Annotated in this window: 16 protein-coding genes; 8 read left to right on the forward strand and 8 right to left on the reverse strand. The window is 72.9% G+C overall.

All coding sequences use genetic code 11. The annotated features are described in order from the left end of the window. Positions 1-105 precede the first annotated feature (105 nt). The gene (locus tag ACSU6Z_RS15780) at positions 106-2517 is read right to left on the reverse strand and encodes a transglycosylase domain-containing protein (RefSeq protein ID WP_437046261.1); all 2412 of its coding nucleotides are present in this window, start codon (positions 2515-2517) and stop codon (positions 106-108) included. A 473-nt stretch (positions 2518-2990) separates the two neighbouring features. Between ACSU6Z_RS15780 and ACSU6Z_RS15785 the strand changes: the two genes are divergently transcribed. Continuing rightward, positions 2991-3332 (forward strand): WhiB family transcriptional regulator, encoded by a 342-nt coding sequence (locus ACSU6Z_RS15785; RefSeq protein ID WP_437046263.1) that lies wholly within the window; start codon positions 2991-2993, stop codon positions 3330-3332. A 16-nt stretch (positions 3333-3348) separates the two neighbouring features. On the opposite strand, the gene ACSU6Z_RS15790 is transcribed toward ACSU6Z_RS15785, so the two are convergent. Both ACSU6Z_RS15790 and ACSU6Z_RS15795 read right to left on the reverse strand, forming a co-directional pair. Next, positions 3349-4815: an ArsA family ATPase gene (locus ACSU6Z_RS15790; RefSeq protein ID WP_437046265.1), complete on the reverse strand. Its 1467-nt coding sequence runs from the start codon at positions 4813-4815 to the stop codon at positions 3349-3351. After that, positions 4812-5789, reverse strand: coding sequence for an ArsA family ATPase (locus ACSU6Z_RS15795; RefSeq protein WP_437046267.1), 978 nt, complete (start codon positions 5787-5789; stop codon positions 4812-4814). Before ACSU6Z_RS15795 ends, ACSU6Z_RS15790 begins: the two co-directional genes overlap by 4 nt. Before the next feature lie 105 nt (positions 5790-5894). Here ACSU6Z_RS15795 and ACSU6Z_RS15800 point away from each other — a divergent pair, with 105 nt between their 5' ends. The 4 genes from ACSU6Z_RS15800 (at position 5895) to ACSU6Z_RS15815 (ending at position 8757) form a co-directional block, all read left to right on the forward strand. Then, entirely contained in the window at positions 5895-6056 is a 162-nt protein-coding gene (locus ACSU6Z_RS15800) for a DUF4177 domain-containing protein (RefSeq protein WP_003975360.1), read from the forward strand. Next, positions 6053-6523, forward strand: a complete 471-nt coding sequence (locus tag ACSU6Z_RS15805; RefSeq protein ID WP_437017619.1) for a RidA family protein — start codon at positions 6053-6055, stop codon at positions 6521-6523. Before ACSU6Z_RS15800 ends, ACSU6Z_RS15805 begins: the two co-directional genes overlap by 4 nt. A gap of 477 nt (positions 6524-7000) precedes the next feature. Continuing rightward, entirely contained in the window at positions 7001-7930 is a 930-nt protein-coding gene (locus tag ACSU6Z_RS15810) for an NUDIX hydrolase (RefSeq protein ID WP_437046269.1), read from the forward strand. Next, positions 7927-8757, forward strand: coding sequence for an MBL fold metallo-hydrolase (locus ACSU6Z_RS15815; protein WP_437046271.1), 831 nt, complete (start codon positions 7927-7929; stop codon positions 8755-8757). The genes ACSU6Z_RS15810 and ACSU6Z_RS15815 overlap by 4 nt, the downstream gene beginning before the upstream one ends. 179 nt (positions 8758-8936) lie before the next feature. Here the strand turns inward: ACSU6Z_RS15815 and ACSU6Z_RS15820 are convergent, their stop codons facing one another. Continuing rightward, on the reverse strand, positions 8937-9611 hold the full coding sequence (locus ACSU6Z_RS15820; RefSeq protein ID WP_029382547.1) for a Crp/Fnr family transcriptional regulator: 675 nt from the start codon (positions 9609-9611) through the stop codon (positions 8937-8939). 276 nt (positions 9612-9887) lie between these two features. Here ACSU6Z_RS15820 and nth point away from each other — a divergent pair, with 276 nt between their 5' ends. The 3 genes from nth to ACSU6Z_RS15835 all read left to right on the forward strand — a co-directional run bounded on the left by nth (position 9888) and on the right by ACSU6Z_RS15835 (position 12846). Continuing rightward, the gene (nth, locus tag ACSU6Z_RS15825; RefSeq protein WP_437050333.1) at positions 9888-10787 is read left to right on the forward strand and encodes an endonuclease III; all 900 of its coding nucleotides are present in this window, start codon (positions 9888-9890) and stop codon (positions 10785-10787) included. 55 nt (positions 10788-10842) lie between these two features. Further along, positions 10843-11532 carry an NUDIX hydrolase gene (locus ACSU6Z_RS15830; RefSeq protein WP_437046274.1) on the forward strand — a complete coding sequence of 230 codons (690 nt, stop codon included), beginning with the start codon at positions 10843-10845 and terminating at the stop codon, positions 11530-11532. A 114-nt stretch (positions 11533-11646) separates the two neighbouring features. Next, positions 11647-12846 (forward strand): MarP family serine protease, encoded by a 1200-nt coding sequence (locus tag ACSU6Z_RS15835; protein ID WP_437046275.1) that lies wholly within the window; start codon positions 11647-11649, stop codon positions 12844-12846. 9 nt (positions 12847-12855) lie between these two features. On the opposite strand, the gene ACSU6Z_RS15840 is transcribed toward ACSU6Z_RS15835, so the two are convergent. The 4 genes from ACSU6Z_RS15840 to nhaA all read right to left on the reverse strand — a co-directional run bounded on the left by ACSU6Z_RS15840 (position 12856) and on the right by nhaA (position 16134). Further along, positions 12856-13038: a hypothetical protein gene (locus ACSU6Z_RS15840; protein ID WP_437046277.1), complete on the reverse strand. Its 183-nt coding sequence runs from the start codon at positions 13036-13038 to the stop codon at positions 12856-12858. Between the two features lie 126 nt (positions 13039-13164). Beyond that, positions 13165-14130 carry an alpha/beta fold hydrolase gene (locus ACSU6Z_RS15845; RefSeq protein ID WP_437046279.1) on the reverse strand — a complete coding sequence of 322 codons (966 nt, stop codon included), beginning with the start codon at positions 14128-14130 and terminating at the stop codon, positions 13165-13167. After that, positions 14127-14615: a phage holin family protein gene (locus ACSU6Z_RS15850; RefSeq protein WP_437046281.1), complete on the reverse strand. Its 489-nt coding sequence runs from the start codon at positions 14613-14615 to the stop codon at positions 14127-14129. The genes ACSU6Z_RS15845 and ACSU6Z_RS15850 overlap by 4 nt, the downstream gene beginning before the upstream one ends. An 88-nt stretch (positions 14616-14703) precedes the next feature. Further along, on the reverse strand, positions 14704-16134 hold the full coding sequence (gene nhaA / locus ACSU6Z_RS15855) for a Na+/H+ antiporter NhaA (RefSeq protein ID WP_437046283.1): 1431 nt from the start codon (positions 16132-16134) through the stop codon (positions 14704-14706). Positions 16135-16199 lie beyond the last annotated feature (65 nt).

A 16199-nucleotide genomic window follows, 5' to 3' on the forward strand; every position in this document is an offset into this window, starting at 1 on the left:
CGCGGGCACAGGGGCCGTCCCTCTCGTGACCGGCGACCGGCGACCGGCGACCGGCGACCGGTCACCGGCAAACCGGGACCGTCGACCGGTGGCCGCCGCAGGCCGTCAGCCGCGCCGCCCTCCGTTCCCGTTCCCGTTGCCGCCGCCGTTCCCCTGGCCCTGGGCGAAGTTCCCCGGGAGGGGGAAGGAGGGCTCCGGGAAGGTGCCGCCGTCCGTACCGCCGTCCGTGCCGCCGCCGATCAGGCCACCGAGGAAGCCGTCGTCCCCGTCGTCGGCGTCACCGGCGCCGCCGCCGTAGCCGCCGTCGTCGCCGTTGTCCCCGTCGCCGTCGTTCCCGGCGCCGCCGCCGTAGTCGCCGTTGTCCCCGTCGTCGCCGCCGGCACCGGTGCCGCCGTCACCGCCGCCGTCCCCTGCGTCCCCTCCGTCCGGTTCGTCGTCCGGGATGTCGACGAGGTGGAAGGACGGGGCGTCCTTGCCCGCGAGGGCGCCGGACATGGCGTCCTTCCAGATCGGGCCGGGGACCTCACCGCCGTAGACCAGGGGGTGGTAGACGCCGCCGATGGTGATGTTCTTCATCTCCACCTGCTGGGTGGCGCTGCCGACCCACACGGCGCCCGACATGTTCGGCGTGTAACCGACGAACCAGGCGTTCCTGCGTTCGTCCGTCGTACCCGTCTTGCCGGCGCTCTCGCGGTCGTCGAGGCCGGCCTGCTTGCCCGTGCCGGAGTCGACCACGCCGCGCAGGAGGGTGTTGATGCTGTCCGCGGTCTCCTCCGACATGGCCCGCGAGCAGGACGACTTGGGCACCTGGAGCGAGCGCTTCTCCTTTCCGATCTTCTGGGTGACCGACTCGACGGCGACCGGCGTGCAGTACGTGCCGCGGGAGGCGAAGGCGGCGTACGCGCTCGCCATCGTCAGCGGGGACAGGCCGATCGAGCCGAGGGACAGCGAGGACGGGGTCTGCGGGACCTTGTCGCCGTTGCCCTGCCGGATGTGCAGTTTGTCGGTGAGGTCCACCACCGGGCACAGGCCGATGTCGGAGAGGAGCTGGACGAAGTAGGTGTTGACCGACTTGGCCATCGCCTCCTTCATCCGGTAGGGGCCGACCTCCGACTCGTTCTCGTTGGTGAGCTTCTCGGGCCGCTCCGGGTCGTTGACCCACTGCTTGCCGTCACAGGCCGCGACCGGGCTCGGGTACTCCATCTCGTACGGCGAGGAGTACGCCTGCGTCGGCGGCCGGCCCTCCTCCAGCGCCGCCGCCGCCACGAACGGCTTGAACGTCGAACCGGTCGGGAAGCCGAAGTTGGATCCGCCCATGGCCGCGTCGACCGAGTAGTTGTACTCGGTCTCGTGCTCCTTGACGTCGGAGCCGAGCGGCTTCGACTGGCCCATCGCGACGATCTTCCCGGTGCCGGGCTCGACCAGCGTGGCCGCTGCGGCGACCTCGTCCGACCGGTCGACGTGGTCCTCGAGCGAGGCCTGCACGGCCTTCTGCGCCTGCGGGTCCAGCGTCGTACGGATGGTCAGGCCGCCCTGGTTCCAGAGCTTGGCGCGCTCCTCGCGGGTCCGGCCGAAGACCGGGTCGCTGAGGAACACCTTCTCCACGTACTTGCAGAAGAAGCCGGCGTCGTTCACCGCCGTGATGCAGCCGTTCCTGGGCCGGCTGACCTTCAGGCCGAGCGGGGCCCTCTTGGCCCGGTCGGCCTCCGCCTGGGAGATGTCGCCGACCTCGGCCATGCGCTGCAGCACGACGTTGCGCCGCTTGGTGGCCTCCGCCTCGTCGTTCACCGGGTTGTAGCGGGTGGGCGACTGGACGATGCCCGCGAGGAGGGCGGACTCCTGGAGGTTGAGGTCCTTGGCGGGCTTGGAGAAGTACCGCTGGGCGGCGGCCTCGATGCCGTACGCCTGCTGGCCGAAGAAGGTGATGTTCAGGTAGTTCTCGAGGATCGCCTTCTTGCCGAGCTCCTCCTCGACCTGGATCGCGTACTTCAGCTCGCGGATCTTGCGGCCGAGGGTCTGCTGGGTGGCCTGGGCGACCTTCGTCGGGTCGTCGCCGGCCTCCTCGACGAAGACGTTCTTCACGTACTGCTGGGTGAGCGTGGACGCGCCCTCGGCGACCCCGCCGCTCTGCGCGTTCTTGTTCAGGGCGCGCAGCACGCCCTTCAGGTCGACCGCACCGTGCTGGTAGAAGCGCGAGTCCTCGATCGCGACGATCGCCTTCTGCATGTACGGCGAGATGTCCTTCAGCCCGACCACCGTGCGGTTGCGGGAGTAGACCGTGGCGATCAGGCCGCCCTCGGCGTCGAGGATCGTGGTGCGCTGGCTCAGCGGCGGGGTCTTCAGGTTGGCCGGGAGCTCGTCGAAGCTCTCGACCGATCCCTTGGCGGCGAGGCCCAGCGCGCCCACCGCGGGCAGCGCGATGCCGGCCAGTACCGCTCCCGAGAGCACGCTGACACCGAGGAACTTGGCGGCCTGCTGTGTCGGGGACAGACCACCGCCCGAGCGCTTCTTTGGCATGGAGGCAGCCTACGTTCTCATTCGCCGGACACGCGTATATGTCTTGGCCTAAGCTGCTCTCGACTGTCACAGCAGTCAGGTCGTGTATCAACACGTCCGGACACTGCCGAATCGTTCCGGTGCCGTTCTGTTTTCTTCCGTCAGGGCCCCGGCCGGTGTGCGCCGGGGCGTGTCGGGGCGTGTCGGCGCGCGTGTCACGGTGTGTTGAGCCTGTGCCCGAATCCGCCTCATGTGCTGCCCGGTGCCCTTTGTGGCGCGGTGAGAACGACCCGTATGCCGGGTTCGTCGCGCATGTCGCCAGGTCACTCCCCTGGGTGATCTGCCGCTTACCCATAGTCCGTTCGGACCATTCAAGATTGGGCCCGCTGGGGGTGTTGCGCTGTGCCCGCCTTCCGTAACGTCCTCAACTGGCGGCGGTGAATATGCCGCTGCCGCCGTGGGGGAGCCTCGATTCGGGAGAGGACGGCGCCGGTATGGGCTGGGTAACCGACTGGAGTGCGCAGGCTGCCTGCCGCACTACCGATCCGGATGAACTGTTCGTTCAGGGAGCAGCGCAGAACAGGGCCAAGGCGGTGTGCACCGGGTGCCCGGTGCGGACCGAGTGCCTGGCCGACGCGCTGGACAACCGCGTCGAGTTCGGCGTCTGGGGAGGCATGACGGAGCGGGAGCGCCGCGCACTGCTGCGCCGGCGGCCCACCGTGACCTCCTGGCGCAGGCTGCTGGAGACGGCACGGACGGAGTACGAGCGGGGGAGCGGTGTCGTGCCCCTCGACGACGGGGTGTGCGAGACGACGACCTACGCGGCCGTGAGCTGAGGCCGACCGCCCCGCCTCACGCCCGCGGCTCGGGCAGCTCCGGCCGGCCCGTCGCGAGGCGGTCCCCGATGTCCCGCAGTCCCGCGAGGTCGTGCACGTCACCGGGGAGCGCGGCCACCTCGGTCACGGCCACCTCCGGATGGAGCGCGAGGAAGCGGTCACGCGTGCGCTGCTCACGGGAGAGCAGTCGCATACGGTCCGCGTGCAGCCTCAGCAGACCGGCGGCCAGCCGGTCGACCGAGCGTTCCGCGTCGTCCGTGTCCGACCCCGGGCCCGCTTCCGGGGACGCGGCACCGGAAGACCCGGTGGCCTGCGCGGTCGTGGGGGAATCGGCACCGGGATCCGGTGCCTCGGAGGCGGGGGCGTCCGGGTTGGGGGAGTCCTGCTGAGGAGAGCCTGAACTGCCGTACGTTTCGGGAGAGTTACGAAGACCAGCTTTCCCGCCGTCCTGATCCACAATGCGGGACTCCTCAAGATTTTCCGCAGCGGCGATCGCCCGCTCGGCGGACAGCCGGGCGGCACCGCTGCCGTGGACCCGGTTGAGCACCAGCCCGGCGAGAGGCATCTCCTCGGCCGCCAGCCGCTCCACGAAGTACGCGGCCTCACGCAGCGCGTCCCGCTCCGGGGCCGCGACCACCAGGAACGCCGTACCGGGAGCCTGGAGCAGCCGGTACGTCGCGTCCGCGCGCGTACGGAACCCGCCGAAGGTCGTGTCCATCGCGGCCACGAACGTCTGCACGTCCTTCAGGAGCTGGCCGCCGAGCAGCTTGCCGAGCGTGCCGGTCATCATCGACATGCCGACGTTCAGGAACTTCATCCCGGCGCGCCCGCCCAGCTTCGCCGGAGCCGTCAGCAGCCGGATCAGCCGCCCGTCCAGGAAGGAGCCGAGGCGCTTGGGCGCGTCCAGGAAGTCCAGCGCCGAACGGGACGGCGGCGTGTCGACGACGATGAGGTCCCACTCGTCGCGGGCCCGCAGCTGCCCCAGCTTCTCCATCGCCATGTACTCCTGCGTGCCCGCGAAGCCCGCCGAGAGCGACTGGTAGAAGGGGTTGCCCAGGATCCCGGCCGCCCGCTCCGGATCCACGTGCGCCTCGACGATCTCGTCGAAGGTGCGCTTCATGTCGAGCATCATCGCGTGCAGCTCGCCGCCCGCGGAGTCGTCGATGCCCTTGACCCGGCGCGGGGTGTTGTCCAGCGAGTCGATGCCCATGGACTGGGCCAGCCGCCGGGCCGGGTCGATGGTGAGGACGACGACCTTCCGGCCCCGCTCGGCAGCGCGCAGCCCGAGCGCCGCCGCGGTGGTGGTCTTGCCGACCCCGCCCGAACCGCAGCACACCACGATCCGGGTCCCCGGGTCCTCCAGCAGCGGATCGATCTCCAGCACCCGCGCGGGGGACAGGTGACGGGCGCCCTCCTGGGCCTGACCGCGGGCCTGGTCCCGCTCCCGGGAAGGCGCCCGGGTCTCGGCCGGGTCCGGACTCATGCGATCCCCTGCTTCCGCAACTCGGTGGCCAGTACGTACAGTCCCGCCAGGTCCATTCCCTCGGCGAGCAGCGGCAGCTCGTGCAGCGGCAGGCCCAGTTCGCCGAGGACGGCCCGCTGCTCCTGCTCCAGCGCGTACCGCTCGGCGTACTCCTCCGCCTGCGCCAGCAGCGGGTCCACCAGCCGCTCGGCGTGCCCGCCGCGCCGCGCCCCGCCGAGCCCGGCGAGGGACAGGGACTTCGCCAGAGCCGTACGCGGTGTGGTCCGCACGAGGTCCAGGCCGGCCGCGTCCAGCACCTCGGGCCGGACCATGTTCACGATGATCCGCCCCACCGGCAGCCGTGCGCCCCGCAGCTCGGCGATGCCGTCCGCGGTCTCCTGGACCGGCATCTCCTCCAGCAGCGTCACCAGGTGCACCGCCGTCTCGCGCGACTTCAGCACCCGCATCACGGCCTGCGCCTGATTGTGTATCGGGCCGATCTTCGCGAGTCCGGCGACCTCGTCGTTGACGTTGAGGAAGCGGGTGACGCGCCCGGTCGGCGGGGCGTCCATCACGACGTAGTCGTACGTGAACCGCCCGCTCCTGTCCTTGCGCCGCACCGCCTCGCACGCCTTGCCGGTCAGCAGGACGTCCCGCAGGCCGGGCGCGATGGTGGTGGCGAAGTCGATCGCGCCGAGCTTCTTCAGGGCCCGGCCCGCGCCGCCCAGCTTGTAGAACATCTGGAGGTATTCCAGGAGGGCCAGTTCGGGGTCGATGGCGAGGGCGTACACCTCCCCGCCCCCCGGAGCGACGGCGATCTTCCGCTCCTCGTAGGGCAGCGCTTCGGTCTCGAAGAGCTGCGCGATGCCCTGGCGGCCCTCGACCTCGACGAGAAGCGTGCGCTTCCCCTCGGTGGCGAGGGCCAGCGCGAGGGCCGCGGCCACCGTGGTCTTGCCGGTTCCGCCCTTGCCGCTGACGACCTGGAGCCTGCTCACGCCTTCGAGCGTAACCAGTCCGGGCGCGGTCCGGGCGGCGGGCCGTGGACAACGGGCCGCGGTCGGCCACCGGACCCGCCCGCGGCAGCGGCTAGAGTCGGCCGCATGACCAAGTGGGAATACGCAACCGTGCCGCTGCTCGTCCACGCGACCAAGCAGATTCTGGACACCTGGGGCGAGGACGGCTGGGAGCTCGTCCAGGTGGTGCCCGGGCCGAACAACCCCGAGCAGCTCGTGGCCTACCTGAAGCGGGAGAAGCAGGCGTGAGCGCGGTCGAGGCGAAACTGGCCGAACTCGGTCTTCCGCTGCCGCAGGTCGTGCCGCCGCTCGCCGCCTACCAGCCGGCCGTGCGGTCCGGCCCGTACGTCTACACCTCCGGCCAGCTGCCGATGGTGGACGGCAAGCTGCCGGTGACCGGCAAGGTGGGCGCGGAGGTGACCCCGGAGGAGGCCAAGGAGCTGGCACGCACCTGCGCGCTGAACGCCCTGGCCGCCGTGAAGTCCGTCGCCGGTGACCTCGACCGCATCGCGCGCGTGGTGAAGGTCGTCGGCTTCGTGGCGTCCGCGTCCGACTTCACCGGCCAGCCGGGCGTCGTCAACGGCGCCAGCGAACTCCTCGGCGAGGTCCTCGGCGACAAGGGCGTCCACGCCCGCAGCGCGGTCGGCGTGGCGGTGCTGCCGCTGGACGCGCCGGTGGAGGTCGAGATCCAGGTGGAGCTGGTGGCGCAGGCGTGAGCCGCCGGAAGCGCTCCGGGCGCCGCGCGCCGCGCGGCGGGGCATCGAGGCGCTGAGGCGCCGGGTCGTGAGGCGTCCGGGACCGGGCGGGCCGCGCCTGTTCGCCGGCCCGGTTAAAACCCCGCCGGACGTGTGGCGGCCGTCGCGGGACCGTCGGCGGGGCCCGCGCGGAGCCGTCGGGCCCGCCGGGCGCCGGCCGTCCGGAGCGCCGGGTCCCGTACGGGACCGGCAGCCGTCCGGCGCCCGCTGCCCGCACACGTCCGGGAGGCTCCCGTGGCGCATCCGCCCGCGGCCGGCCCCGTCCGCCGCCCGCTGCCGGCGCCGGCCGGCCCGGCCCGCCCCGCCCCGCCGGGCAGGGGGACGGCCCCGCGGTCCCGCTCGTCCACGGCTTCCCCGGCCCGGTCCCGGTGCCCCCGGCCGCCCGCGTGGACCCGCGGACCCCTCGAACATCCGCCCGTCACCGGATAGCCTCCGGCCATGGCGAATGGTCAGGCGAACGGTCAGTGGTACCCACCGGAGTGGCCCGACCGCATCCGCGCGCTCGCGGCGGGCAGCCTCACCCCGGTCACCCCCAGACGCGCGGCCACCGTCATGCTGCTCCGGGACACCGCCGCCGGTCCGGTCGTGCACATGCTGCGCCGTCGCGCCTCCATGGCCTTCGCCGGGGGCGCGTACGCCTATCCGGGCGGCGGCGTCGACCCGCGCGACGACGACCGGGACATCGGCTGGGCGGGCCCCACGCGCGCGTGGTGGGCGGAGCGGCTCGGCGTCGACGCGGCCGCGGCCCAGGCCGTCGTCTGCGCCGCCGTGCGGGAGACGTACGAGGAGGCGGGCGTCCTCCTGGCCGGTCCCACCGCCGGCTCCGTCGTCGGCGACACGACGGGCCCGGACTGGGAGGCCGACCGGGCGGCCCTGGTCGCCCGCGACCTGTCCTTCGCGGAGTTCCTCCAGCGGCGCGGCCTGGTCCTGCGCTCGGACCTGCTCGGCGCCTGGGCGCGCTGGATCACCCCCGAGTTCGAGGCCCGCCGCTACGACACGTGGTTCTTCGTGGCCGCGCTCCCGCCCGGACAGCGCACCCGCAACGCCTCCACGGAGGCGGACCGGACGGTGTGGATCTCCCCGGCCGACGCGGCGGCCGGGTACGACAGGGGCGAGCTGCTGATGATGCCGCCGACCATCGCGACCCTGCGCCAGCTGTCGGTGTACGGCTCGGCGGCCGAAGCGCTCGCCGCGGCACCCGGCCGCGACCTGACGCCCGTCCTGGCCCGGGCCCGCCTGGCCGACGACGGGATCGTGCTCTCCTGGCCGGGCCACGAGGAGTTCACCAAGCGCGTCCGGCCCGCCCCGGCCGCCGGGCGCACCACCGAGCAGAACCCGACCACCCAGACCGGGGGAGCCCCCGCATGACGGACGCAACCGCCCTGCCCGGCCGGCCCCGCGGCGGGGCCCTCTCGGGACCCGCCACCGCACGGGCCGTGAACGTCCTCGCGCCCAACCCCTCGGCGATGACCCTGGACGGCACGAACACCTGGATCCTGTCCGAGCCCGACTCCGGCCTGGCCGTCGTCGTCGACCCCGGCCCGCTCGACGAGGGCCACCTGCGCCGCGTCGTCGCCACGGCCGAGCGGGCGGGCAGGCGCGTCGCCCTGACCCTGCTGACCCACGGCCACCCCGACCACGCCGAGGGCGCCGCCCGCTTCGCCGAGCTGACCGGCACGCGCGTGCGCGCCCTCGACCCGGCGCTGCGGCTGGGCGACGAGGGCCTGGCCGCCGGGGACGTGATCACCGTCGGCGGCCTGGAACTGAGGGTCGTGCCGACCCCCGGCCACACCGCGGACTCCCTCTCCTTCCACCTGCCGGCCGACCGGGCCGTCCTGACCGGCGACACGGTCCTGGGGCGCGGCACGACGGTCGTGGCGCACCCCGACGGGCGCCTGGGCGACTACCTGGACTCCCTGCGGCGGCTGCGGTCCCTCACGGTCGACGACGGGGTGCACACGGTGCTGCCCGGCCACGGACCCGTCCTGGAGGACGCCCAGGGGGCCGTCGAGTACTACCTCGCCCACCGCGCGCACCGCCTCGCCCAGGTGGAGACGGCCGTCGAGGACGGCTACCTGACCCCGTCCGAGGTCGTCGCCCACGTGTACGCGGACGTGGACCGCTCCCTGTGGCCGGCGGCGGAGCTGTCGGTGCGGGCGCAGATGGAGTACCTGGAGGAGCACGGGATCATCTAGGGCCTCTCGTTCGGATCATGCCGGGCTCGCGGGCCTGATGCCGTGCCCCGCTCCCTGATCCGACCTGATCCAGACGAAAGACCCCAGCCCGGGCGGGGGAGACGCGCGAGGCCCCGTCCTCCGGAGAGGGAACGGGGCCTGGACGGCCCGGGTGCCCGTACGGCCGTACGGGCGGCGCGTCAGCGCGAGCGCTTGGCGAGGCGCTCCACGTCCAGCAGGATCACCGCGCGGGCCTCCAGGCGCAGCCAGCCGCGCTGGGCGAAGTCCGCCAGGGCCTTGTTGACCGTCTCGCGGGAGGCGCCGACCAGCTGGGCCAGCTCCTCCTGCGTCAGGTCGTGGACGACGTGGATGCCCTCCTCGGACTGCACGCCGAAGCGGCGGGAGAGGTCCAGCAGGGCGCGGGCGACCCGGCCCGGGACGTCCGAGAAGACCAGGTCGGACATGGCGTCGTTGGTCTTGCGCAGGCGGCGGGCGACGGCGCGCAGGAGGGCCGCGGCCACCTCGGGCCGGGCGTTCAGCCAGGGCTGGAGGTCGCCGTGGCCGAGGCCCAGCAGCTTGACCTCGGTCAGCGCGGTGGCGGTCGCCGTGCGCGGGCCCGGGTCGAACAGCGACAGCTCGCCGATCAGCTCGCCGGGGCCGACGACGGCCAGCATGTTCTCGCGGCCGTCGGGGGACGTGCGGTGGAGCTTGACCTTGCCCTCCGTGACCACGTACAGGCGATCTCCGGGGTCGCCCTCGTGGAACAGCGAGTCACCGCGGGCGAGGGTCACCTCACTCATGGAGGCGCGGAGCTCCGCGGCCTGCTCGTCGTCGAGCGCCGCGAAGAGCGGATTGCGCCGCAGAACGTCGTCCACGAGTTCTCTCCTTGTCGACCTGCTCAGGGGATCTTGCTCCCCGGGGCACCAGGGGACCGTGGTGCCCATTTTGCCGGACGGTCCAAACAGTGTGATCTGTCACAAGGATGCCGCACACGTGTCCCGGGGTACGCGGCAGGGGGGCCAATTGGACGCCGATCTTCAGGGCCCGGGACGGATGTCCGCGCCGGGCCGTAGGCTGGCAGGGTGTCCGAATCGCCGGTGAGAGCGCAGGTCGAAGGGGCTGGACGGGTGGCTGCACCTCGTGGTTCCGCCATGGGCGAACAGAGCCCGGACGGTGGCAGGAAAACGGCGAAACCCGCGAAGCGGGCGGCCGGGAAGGCGGCCGCCGGCGGCGGGGGCGCCGCCCCGGTGCGGACGGCCGCCGTGAAGCCGCCCCGGGAGGAGTCGCGCACCGCGCTGGTGCGCCGCGCCCGCCGGATCAACCGCGAGCTCGCCGAGGTCTACCCCTACGCCCATCCCGAGCTGGACTTCGACAACCCCTTCCAGCTGCTGGTCGCCACGGTCCTGTCCGCCCAGACCACCGACCTGCGGGTCAACCAGACCACCCCGGCCCTGTTCGCCGAGTACCCCACCCCCGAGGACCTGGCCGCCGCCGACCCGGAGCGGGTCGAGGAGATCCTGCGGCCCTGCGGGTTCTTCCGGGCGAAGACCAGGTCGGTCATCGGGCTGTCGAAGGCGCTGGTGCGGGACTTCGGCGGTGAGGTCCCCGGGCGGCTCGAGGACCTCGTCGAACTGCCCGGCGTCGGCCGCAAGACCGCCTTCGTCGTCCTCGGCAACGCCTTCGGCCGGCCCGGCATCACCGTGGACACGCACTTCCAGCGGCTGGTGCGCCGCTGGAAGTGGACCGACGAGACCGACCCGGGCAAGATCGAGGCGGCCGTCGGCGCGCTGTTCCCCAAGAGCGACTGGACGGACCTCTCGCACCACGTGATCTGGCACGGCCGCCGCATCTGCCACGCCCGCAAGCCCGCCTGCGGCGCCTGCCCCATCGCCCCGCTCTGCCCGGCGTACGGCGAGGGCGAGACGGACCCGGAGAAGGCGAGGAAGCTGCTCAAGTACGAGAAGGGCGGCTTCCCCGGCCAGCGCCTGAAGCCCCCGCAGGCCTATCTGGACGCGGGCGGCAGGCCGGCGCCGCCGTTGGGGGCCGGGTGACGGAACGAACACACCGGGGCCGGGCGTTGAGCGGGGCAGGACGACGGGGGTGGCGATGACAAGGACGAGCGGGACGCGGGGCGTGACACTCGGCACGGAGGGCCTGCCGGGCTGGCTGGACCCGGTGGTGCGGGCCGTGGAGACGGTGCAGCCGGGACAGCTGAGCCGCTTCCTGCCGCCCGAGGACGGCGCCGGGCGGCAGTCCGCCGTGCTGATCCTGTTCGGCGAGGGCGAGCGCGGTCCGGAGCTGCTGCTGATGGAACGGGCGAGCTCGCTGCGCTCGCACGCCGGGCAGCCGTCCTTCCCCGGCGGCGCCCTCGACCCCGAGGACGGCGACCCGGAGGGGGACGGCCCGCTGCGGGCCGCCCTGCGGGAGGCCGAGGAGGAGACCGGGCTCGACCCGTCCGGGGTGCAGCTCTTCGGCGTGCTGCCGAGGCTCTACATCCCGGTCAGCGGCTTCGTCGTCACCCCCGTGCTGGCCTGGTGGCGCGAGCCCAGCCCGGTCGGTGTCGTCGACCCCGACGAGACGGCACGGGTCTTCACGGTCCCCGTGGCGGACCTCGCGGACCCCGCGCACCGCGCCACCGCGGTCCATCCCTCCGGCCACCGCGGCCCGGCCTTCCTGGTCGAATCGGCCCTGGTGTGGGGGTTCACGGCCGGTGTCATCGACCGGTTGCTGCACTTCGCGGGCTGGGAGCGGCCCTGGGACCGGGACAGGCAGGTCCCGCTCGACTGGCGGTCGTGACAGGGTGGCCCCCGTGCTGTGTGTCCCGGGGCCGCCGTGTCCCGCCGCCGCGCGGCGGACGGGCCCCCGGCCGGACTGGTGTGAGCGGAAGACGACGAGGCGAGGCCTGAAGCGGTGAACGTGCTGGACATCCTGTTGCTGATCGCCGCCGTCTGGTTCGCGGTCGTCGGCTACCGCCAGGGATTCGTCGTCGGCGTCCTGTCGGTGACCGGCTTCCTGGGCGGCGGCCTCGCCGCGGTCTACGCGCTGCCCGTCATCTGGGCCGCCCTCACCGAGGACGCGGAGGTGAGCACCGCCGCCGCCGTCGTCGCGGTCGTCGTCGTGATCGTCTGCGCGTCCGTGGGCCAGGCCCTGACCACCCACCTCGGCAACAAGCTGCGCCGGTACATCACCTGGACCCCGGCCCGCGCCCTGGACGCCACCGGCGGCGCCCTCGTCAACGTCGTCGCGATGCTGCTGGTGGCCTGGCTGATCGGCTCCGCCCTCGCCCAGACCACGCTGCCCACGGTGGGCAGGGAGGTCCGCGGCTCCAAGGTGCTGCTGGGGGTGTCGGAGGCGCTGCCCGCACAGGCGGACACCTGGTTCAGGGACTTCACCTCGGTCCTCGCGCAGAACGGTTTCCCGCAGGTCTTCAGCCCGTTCTCCAACGAGCCGATCAAGGAGGTCCAGCCGCCCGACCCGGCGCTCGCGAACAGCGCCGTCGCCGTCCGCGCCCAGCGCTCCATCGTCAAGGTCACCGGCACCGCCACCGGCTGCGGCAAGGTCTTGGAGGGCACCGGTTTCGTCTTCGCCGAGCGCCGGGTGATGACCAACGCCCACGTCGTCGGCGGCGTCGAGGAGCCCGTCGTCCAGATAGGGGGCGAGGGCCGCGTGTACGACGCGACGGTCGTCCTGTACGACTGGCGGCGCGACATCGCCGTCCTCGACGTGCCGGACCTGAGGGCGCCCGCCCTGCGGTTCGCGGACGAGGACGCGGACAGCGGCGACGGCGCGATCGTGGCCGGCTTCCCGGAGAACGGGGCGTACGACGTGCGCCCCGCGCGCGTGCGCGGCCGCATCACCGCCAACGGCCCCGACATCTACCGCCGCGGCACCGTCCACCGTGACGTGTACTCGCTGTACGCGACCGTCCGCCAGGGCAACTCCGGCGGCCCGCTGCTCACTCCCGACGGCGAGGTCTACGGCGTGGTCTTCGCCAAGTCCCTCGACGACGCCGAGACCGGGTACGCGCTCACCGCGGACGAGATCCGGCAGGACATCGACCGGGGCCGTGCCGCGAACCGGCAGGTGGACAGCGACAGCTGCGCGCTGTAACGCGCGGGCTCAGCCGCGGGAGTGACGCAGGCGTACCGAGACCCAGCGGGCCCGGCGGCGCAGGATGCGCGGAATGCCCACCCGCGGGTCCGCCTCCGCCGTGTACGGGGCGCCGCCTTGCCGGTGGGTGCTCACACCGCCCGTGGGGCGGCGGTCGCGTGCTGCGTCACTGTAGTCGTGCGTCCAGCCCATACCCGGACCTGTGCCCCCGCCCCAAGGTCGGTAATCGCCCGCCGGGCGGCCAATTGGCCTATGCGCCGGGCAAGTGGCCATTATAGGACAAGCGTTCGCCACCGGGCGTCGGGCGCGTTCATCCGGTCACCGGTCGGGCTCGGGATCCTTCAGCCAATTGATCAGTTCGGAGGAGAAGGCGATCGGGTCCTCCTCGTGCGGGAAGTGTCCGAGGCCGTCGAACAGCCGCCACCGGTACGGCGCTTCGACGTACTCGGCGGACCCGGCGGCGCTGCGCGCCCGCACCACGGGGTCGAGCGAGCCGTGCAGGTGCAGGGTCGGCACGCGCAGGGGCCGCTTCATCCGGCGGTTGAACTGGATGCCGTCCGGGCGGGCCAGCGACCGCACCATCCACCGGAAGGGCTCGATGGAGCAGTGCGCCGTGGACGGGATGCACATGGCGCGGCGGTAGACCTCCACCGCCTCCTCGTCCACACCGCGCGGTCCCGCCCAGTCCCGGATCAGCCGGCCCACGAGCGCGCCGCCGTCGGCGGTCAGCCGCCGCTCCGGGATCCAGGGGCGCTGGAAGCCCCAGATGTGGGAGCCGGCCCGGGTCTGCCGGATGTCGGCGAGCATCGCCGAGCGCCAGCGGCGCGGGTGCGGCATGGAGGCCACCGCCAGCCGCCGCACCAGCTTGGGCCGCATCGCCGCGGCCGTCCACGCCAGGTAGCCGCCCAGGTCGTGGCCGACCAGCGCGGCGTCCGGTTCGCCCAGGGAGCGGACCACGCCGGTGATGTCCAGGGCGAGGCCCGCCGGGTCGTAGCCGCGCGGGGTGCGGTCGCTGCCGCCGACGCCGCGCAGGTCCATGGCGACCGCGCGGAAGCCCGCGTCGGCGAGCGCCACGAGCTGGTGCCGCCAGGTCCACCAGAACTGCGGGAAGCCGTGCAGCAGCAGCACCAGCGGTCCGTCGCCCAGCTCGGCGATGTGGAAGCGGGCACCGTTGGCGGCGACGTCCCGGTGGATCACCTCGCGCCCGCCGGGGACGTCGAGGTGGACGACCGAGGCGGGTTGCGCCGAGGGGGAGTGCCCCGAGGGGAGGGAGGAGCCCGTCATGAGGACGAGCGTGCCACAGCCTCGAGGGCCTCGGGGCTGTGGTCCCGCGGCAGCTTCGGGCGCGGGTGCGGCTTGGCCTTCTGCAGCACACCCGCGGTCTGCTTCACCGAGGCGGCGACCTTCTGCGGCCCGCGGCCCTTCTTGGCCTTCTTCGCGAAGACCACGCCGATCAGCGCGAGGGCCACGGCGACCAGCACGTTCGCCGCGAACGACAGCAGGAAGCAGATCGCCAGGTTCCAGTGGCTCCAGGTGCGGATGCCGTACGCGAGGGCGAAGTTCAGCATCGGCAGCGAGAACAGCAGCACCATGCCCGCCAGCGTGAACGCCCCACCGCTGGTCGCGCCGCGCTTGACGTCCTGCTTGAGCTGCGCCTTCGCCAGCGCGATCTCGTCGTGCACCAGCGCCGACAATTCCGTGGTCGCCGAGGCGAACAACTGGCCGATGCTGCGTTCGGTGCCGACCGGGCTGCCGTCGGGTGCGCTCATCGCGGTCTCCCTCTTGTGCCTGCGGTTCCGTGGCTGCCGTCTTGATCGTGACTGCGTACGGTCCCGTCTTTTGTACCGTCTCGTCAGATCATGCCGGACCTTCGTCCTCCTCGCCTGCCCCGCCCGGCACTTCGGCAAGCCCGTGCCGCTCGGCGGTCTTCTCCTGGGCGATCCGGCGGTGCTCGGCGGCCTTGCGGTCGTGGATGGCCGCCATGCGCAGGTGGTAGGCCGGGTCGTCCTCCTCGTAGATGTCCGGGATGCCGCTGAGGTCCTCGTCGCGCTCCTCGGCCTCGGTCAGCCTGCGGTACTTGGTGTTGCGTATCCGCAGCAGCACCATGGCCAGGCAGGCCGCGATCAGGGAGCCGGCCAGGACGGCGGCCTTGACCTCGTCGGTCAGCGTCGCGTCGCCCTCGAAGGCGAGCTCGCCGATCAGCAGGGAGACGGTGAAGCCGATCCCGGCCAGGGTCGCCACCGCGAACACGTCGGCCCAGGCGAGCTCGTCGCTGAGCGAGGCCCGGGTGAAACGCGCCGTCAGCCAGGTGCCGCCGAAGATGCCGAGCGTCTTGCCGACGACGAGCCCGAGGACGACACCGAGGGTCTCCGGCCGGGTGAACACGTCGGCGAGCGCCCCGCCGGAGACGGACACCCCCGCACTGAACAGCGCGAACAGCGGGACGGCCAGACCCGCCGACAGGGGGCGCACGAGGTGCTCGATGCGCTCGCCCGGGGAGTGCTCCTCGCCGTCGTGGCGGTGGCAGCGCAGCATCAGGCCCATCGCCACGCCGGCGATGGTGGCGTGGACGCCGCTGTTGTACATCAGGCCCCAGATCACCACCGCCAGCGGGACGTACACGTACCAGCCCCGTACGCCCTTGCGCAGCAGCAGCCAGAAGAGGGCGAGGCCCACGACGGCGCCGCCGAGCGCGGCGAAGTCCAGCGATTCCGTGAAGAAGACCGCGATGATCAGGATGGCGAACAGGTCGTCGACGACGGCCAGGGTGAGCAGGAAGGCCCGCAGGGCGCTCGGCAGCGAGGTGCCGACGACGGCGAGGACGGCCAGCGCGAAGGCGATGTCGGTGGCGGTGGGCACCGCCCAGCCGGCCAGCGAGCCGCCCTGGACGGCGTTGGTGAGGATGTAGACGAGCGCCGGTGCGGCCATGCCGCACAGCGCGGCCACCACCGGCAGGGCGGCGGCCTTCGGGTCCTTGAGGTCACCGGCGACGAGTTCGCGCTTGAGCTCGGTCCCGGCGACGAAGAAGAAGACCGCGAGCAGTCCGTCGGCGGCCCAGTGGGCGACCGACAGGTTCAGGCCGAGGGCCCCGGGGCCGAAGTGGAAGTGGCTGACGCTCTCGTAGCTGTCGCGCAGCGCGGGTATGTTCGCCCACAGCAGGGCGGCTATGGCGGCGGCCAGCAGCAGCACGCCGCCGACGGTCTCGGTGCGCAGCGCGTCCGCGACGAAGGTCCGCTCCGGCAGCGAGAGGCGGTCGAAGAGCTTGCGGGTGGTGCGGGGCGCGGTCACGGGAGACCTCCGGTCGGTGGGCAGCACGGAACACATGCCGACCAGACTTCCCGGCGCACCATGAG

This window comes from Streptomyces sp. enrichment culture (genome assembly GCF_964273145.1).
Taxonomy (GTDB): domain Bacteria; phylum Actinomycetota; class Actinomycetes; order Streptomycetales; family Streptomycetaceae; genus Streptomyces.

Bases quoted from the DNA above. Each gene is read 5' to 3' on its own strand.
- ACSU6Z_RS15780 (WP_437046261.1), bottom strand. From the start codon at position 2,517: ATGCCAAAGAAGCGCTCGGGCGGTGGTCTGTCCCCGACACAGCAGGCC.
- ACSU6Z_RS15830 (WP_437046274.1), top strand. From the start codon at position 10,843: ATGACAAGGACGAGCGGGACGCGGGGCGTGACACTCGGCACGGAGGGC.
- ACSU6Z_RS15790 (WP_437046265.1), bottom strand. From the start codon at position 4,815: ATGAGTCCGGACCCGGCCGAGACCCGGGCGCCTTCCCGGGAGCGGGAC.
- ACSU6Z_RS15810 (WP_437046269.1), top strand. From the start codon at position 7,001: ATGGCGAATGGTCAGGCGAACGGTCAGTGGTACCCACCGGAGTGGCCC.
- ACSU6Z_RS15845 (WP_437046279.1), bottom strand. From the start codon at position 14,130: ATGACGGGCTCCTCCCTCCCCTCGGGGCACTCCCCCTCGGCGCAACCC.
- ACSU6Z_RS15850 (WP_437046281.1), bottom strand. From the start codon at position 14,615: ATGAGCGCACCCGACGGCAGCCCGGTCGGCACCGAACGCAGCATCGGC.
- ACSU6Z_RS15840 (WP_437046277.1), bottom strand. From the start codon at position 13,038: ATGGGCTGGACGCACGACTACAGTGACGCAGCACGCGACCGCCGCCCC.
- ACSU6Z_RS15785 (WP_437046263.1), top strand. From the start codon at position 2,991: ATGGGCTGGGTAACCGACTGGAGTGCGCAGGCTGCCTGCCGCACTACC.
- ACSU6Z_RS15815 (WP_437046271.1), top strand. From the start codon at position 7,927: ATGACGGACGCAACCGCCCTGCCCGGCCGGCCCCGCGGCGGGGCCCTC.
- ACSU6Z_RS15800 (WP_003975360.1), top strand. From the start codon at position 5,895: ATGACCAAGTGGGAATACGCAACCGTGCCGCTGCTCGTCCACGCGACC.
- nth (WP_437050333.1), top strand. From the start codon at position 9,888: ATGGGCGAACAGAGCCCGGACGGTGGCAGGAAAACGGCGAAACCCGCG.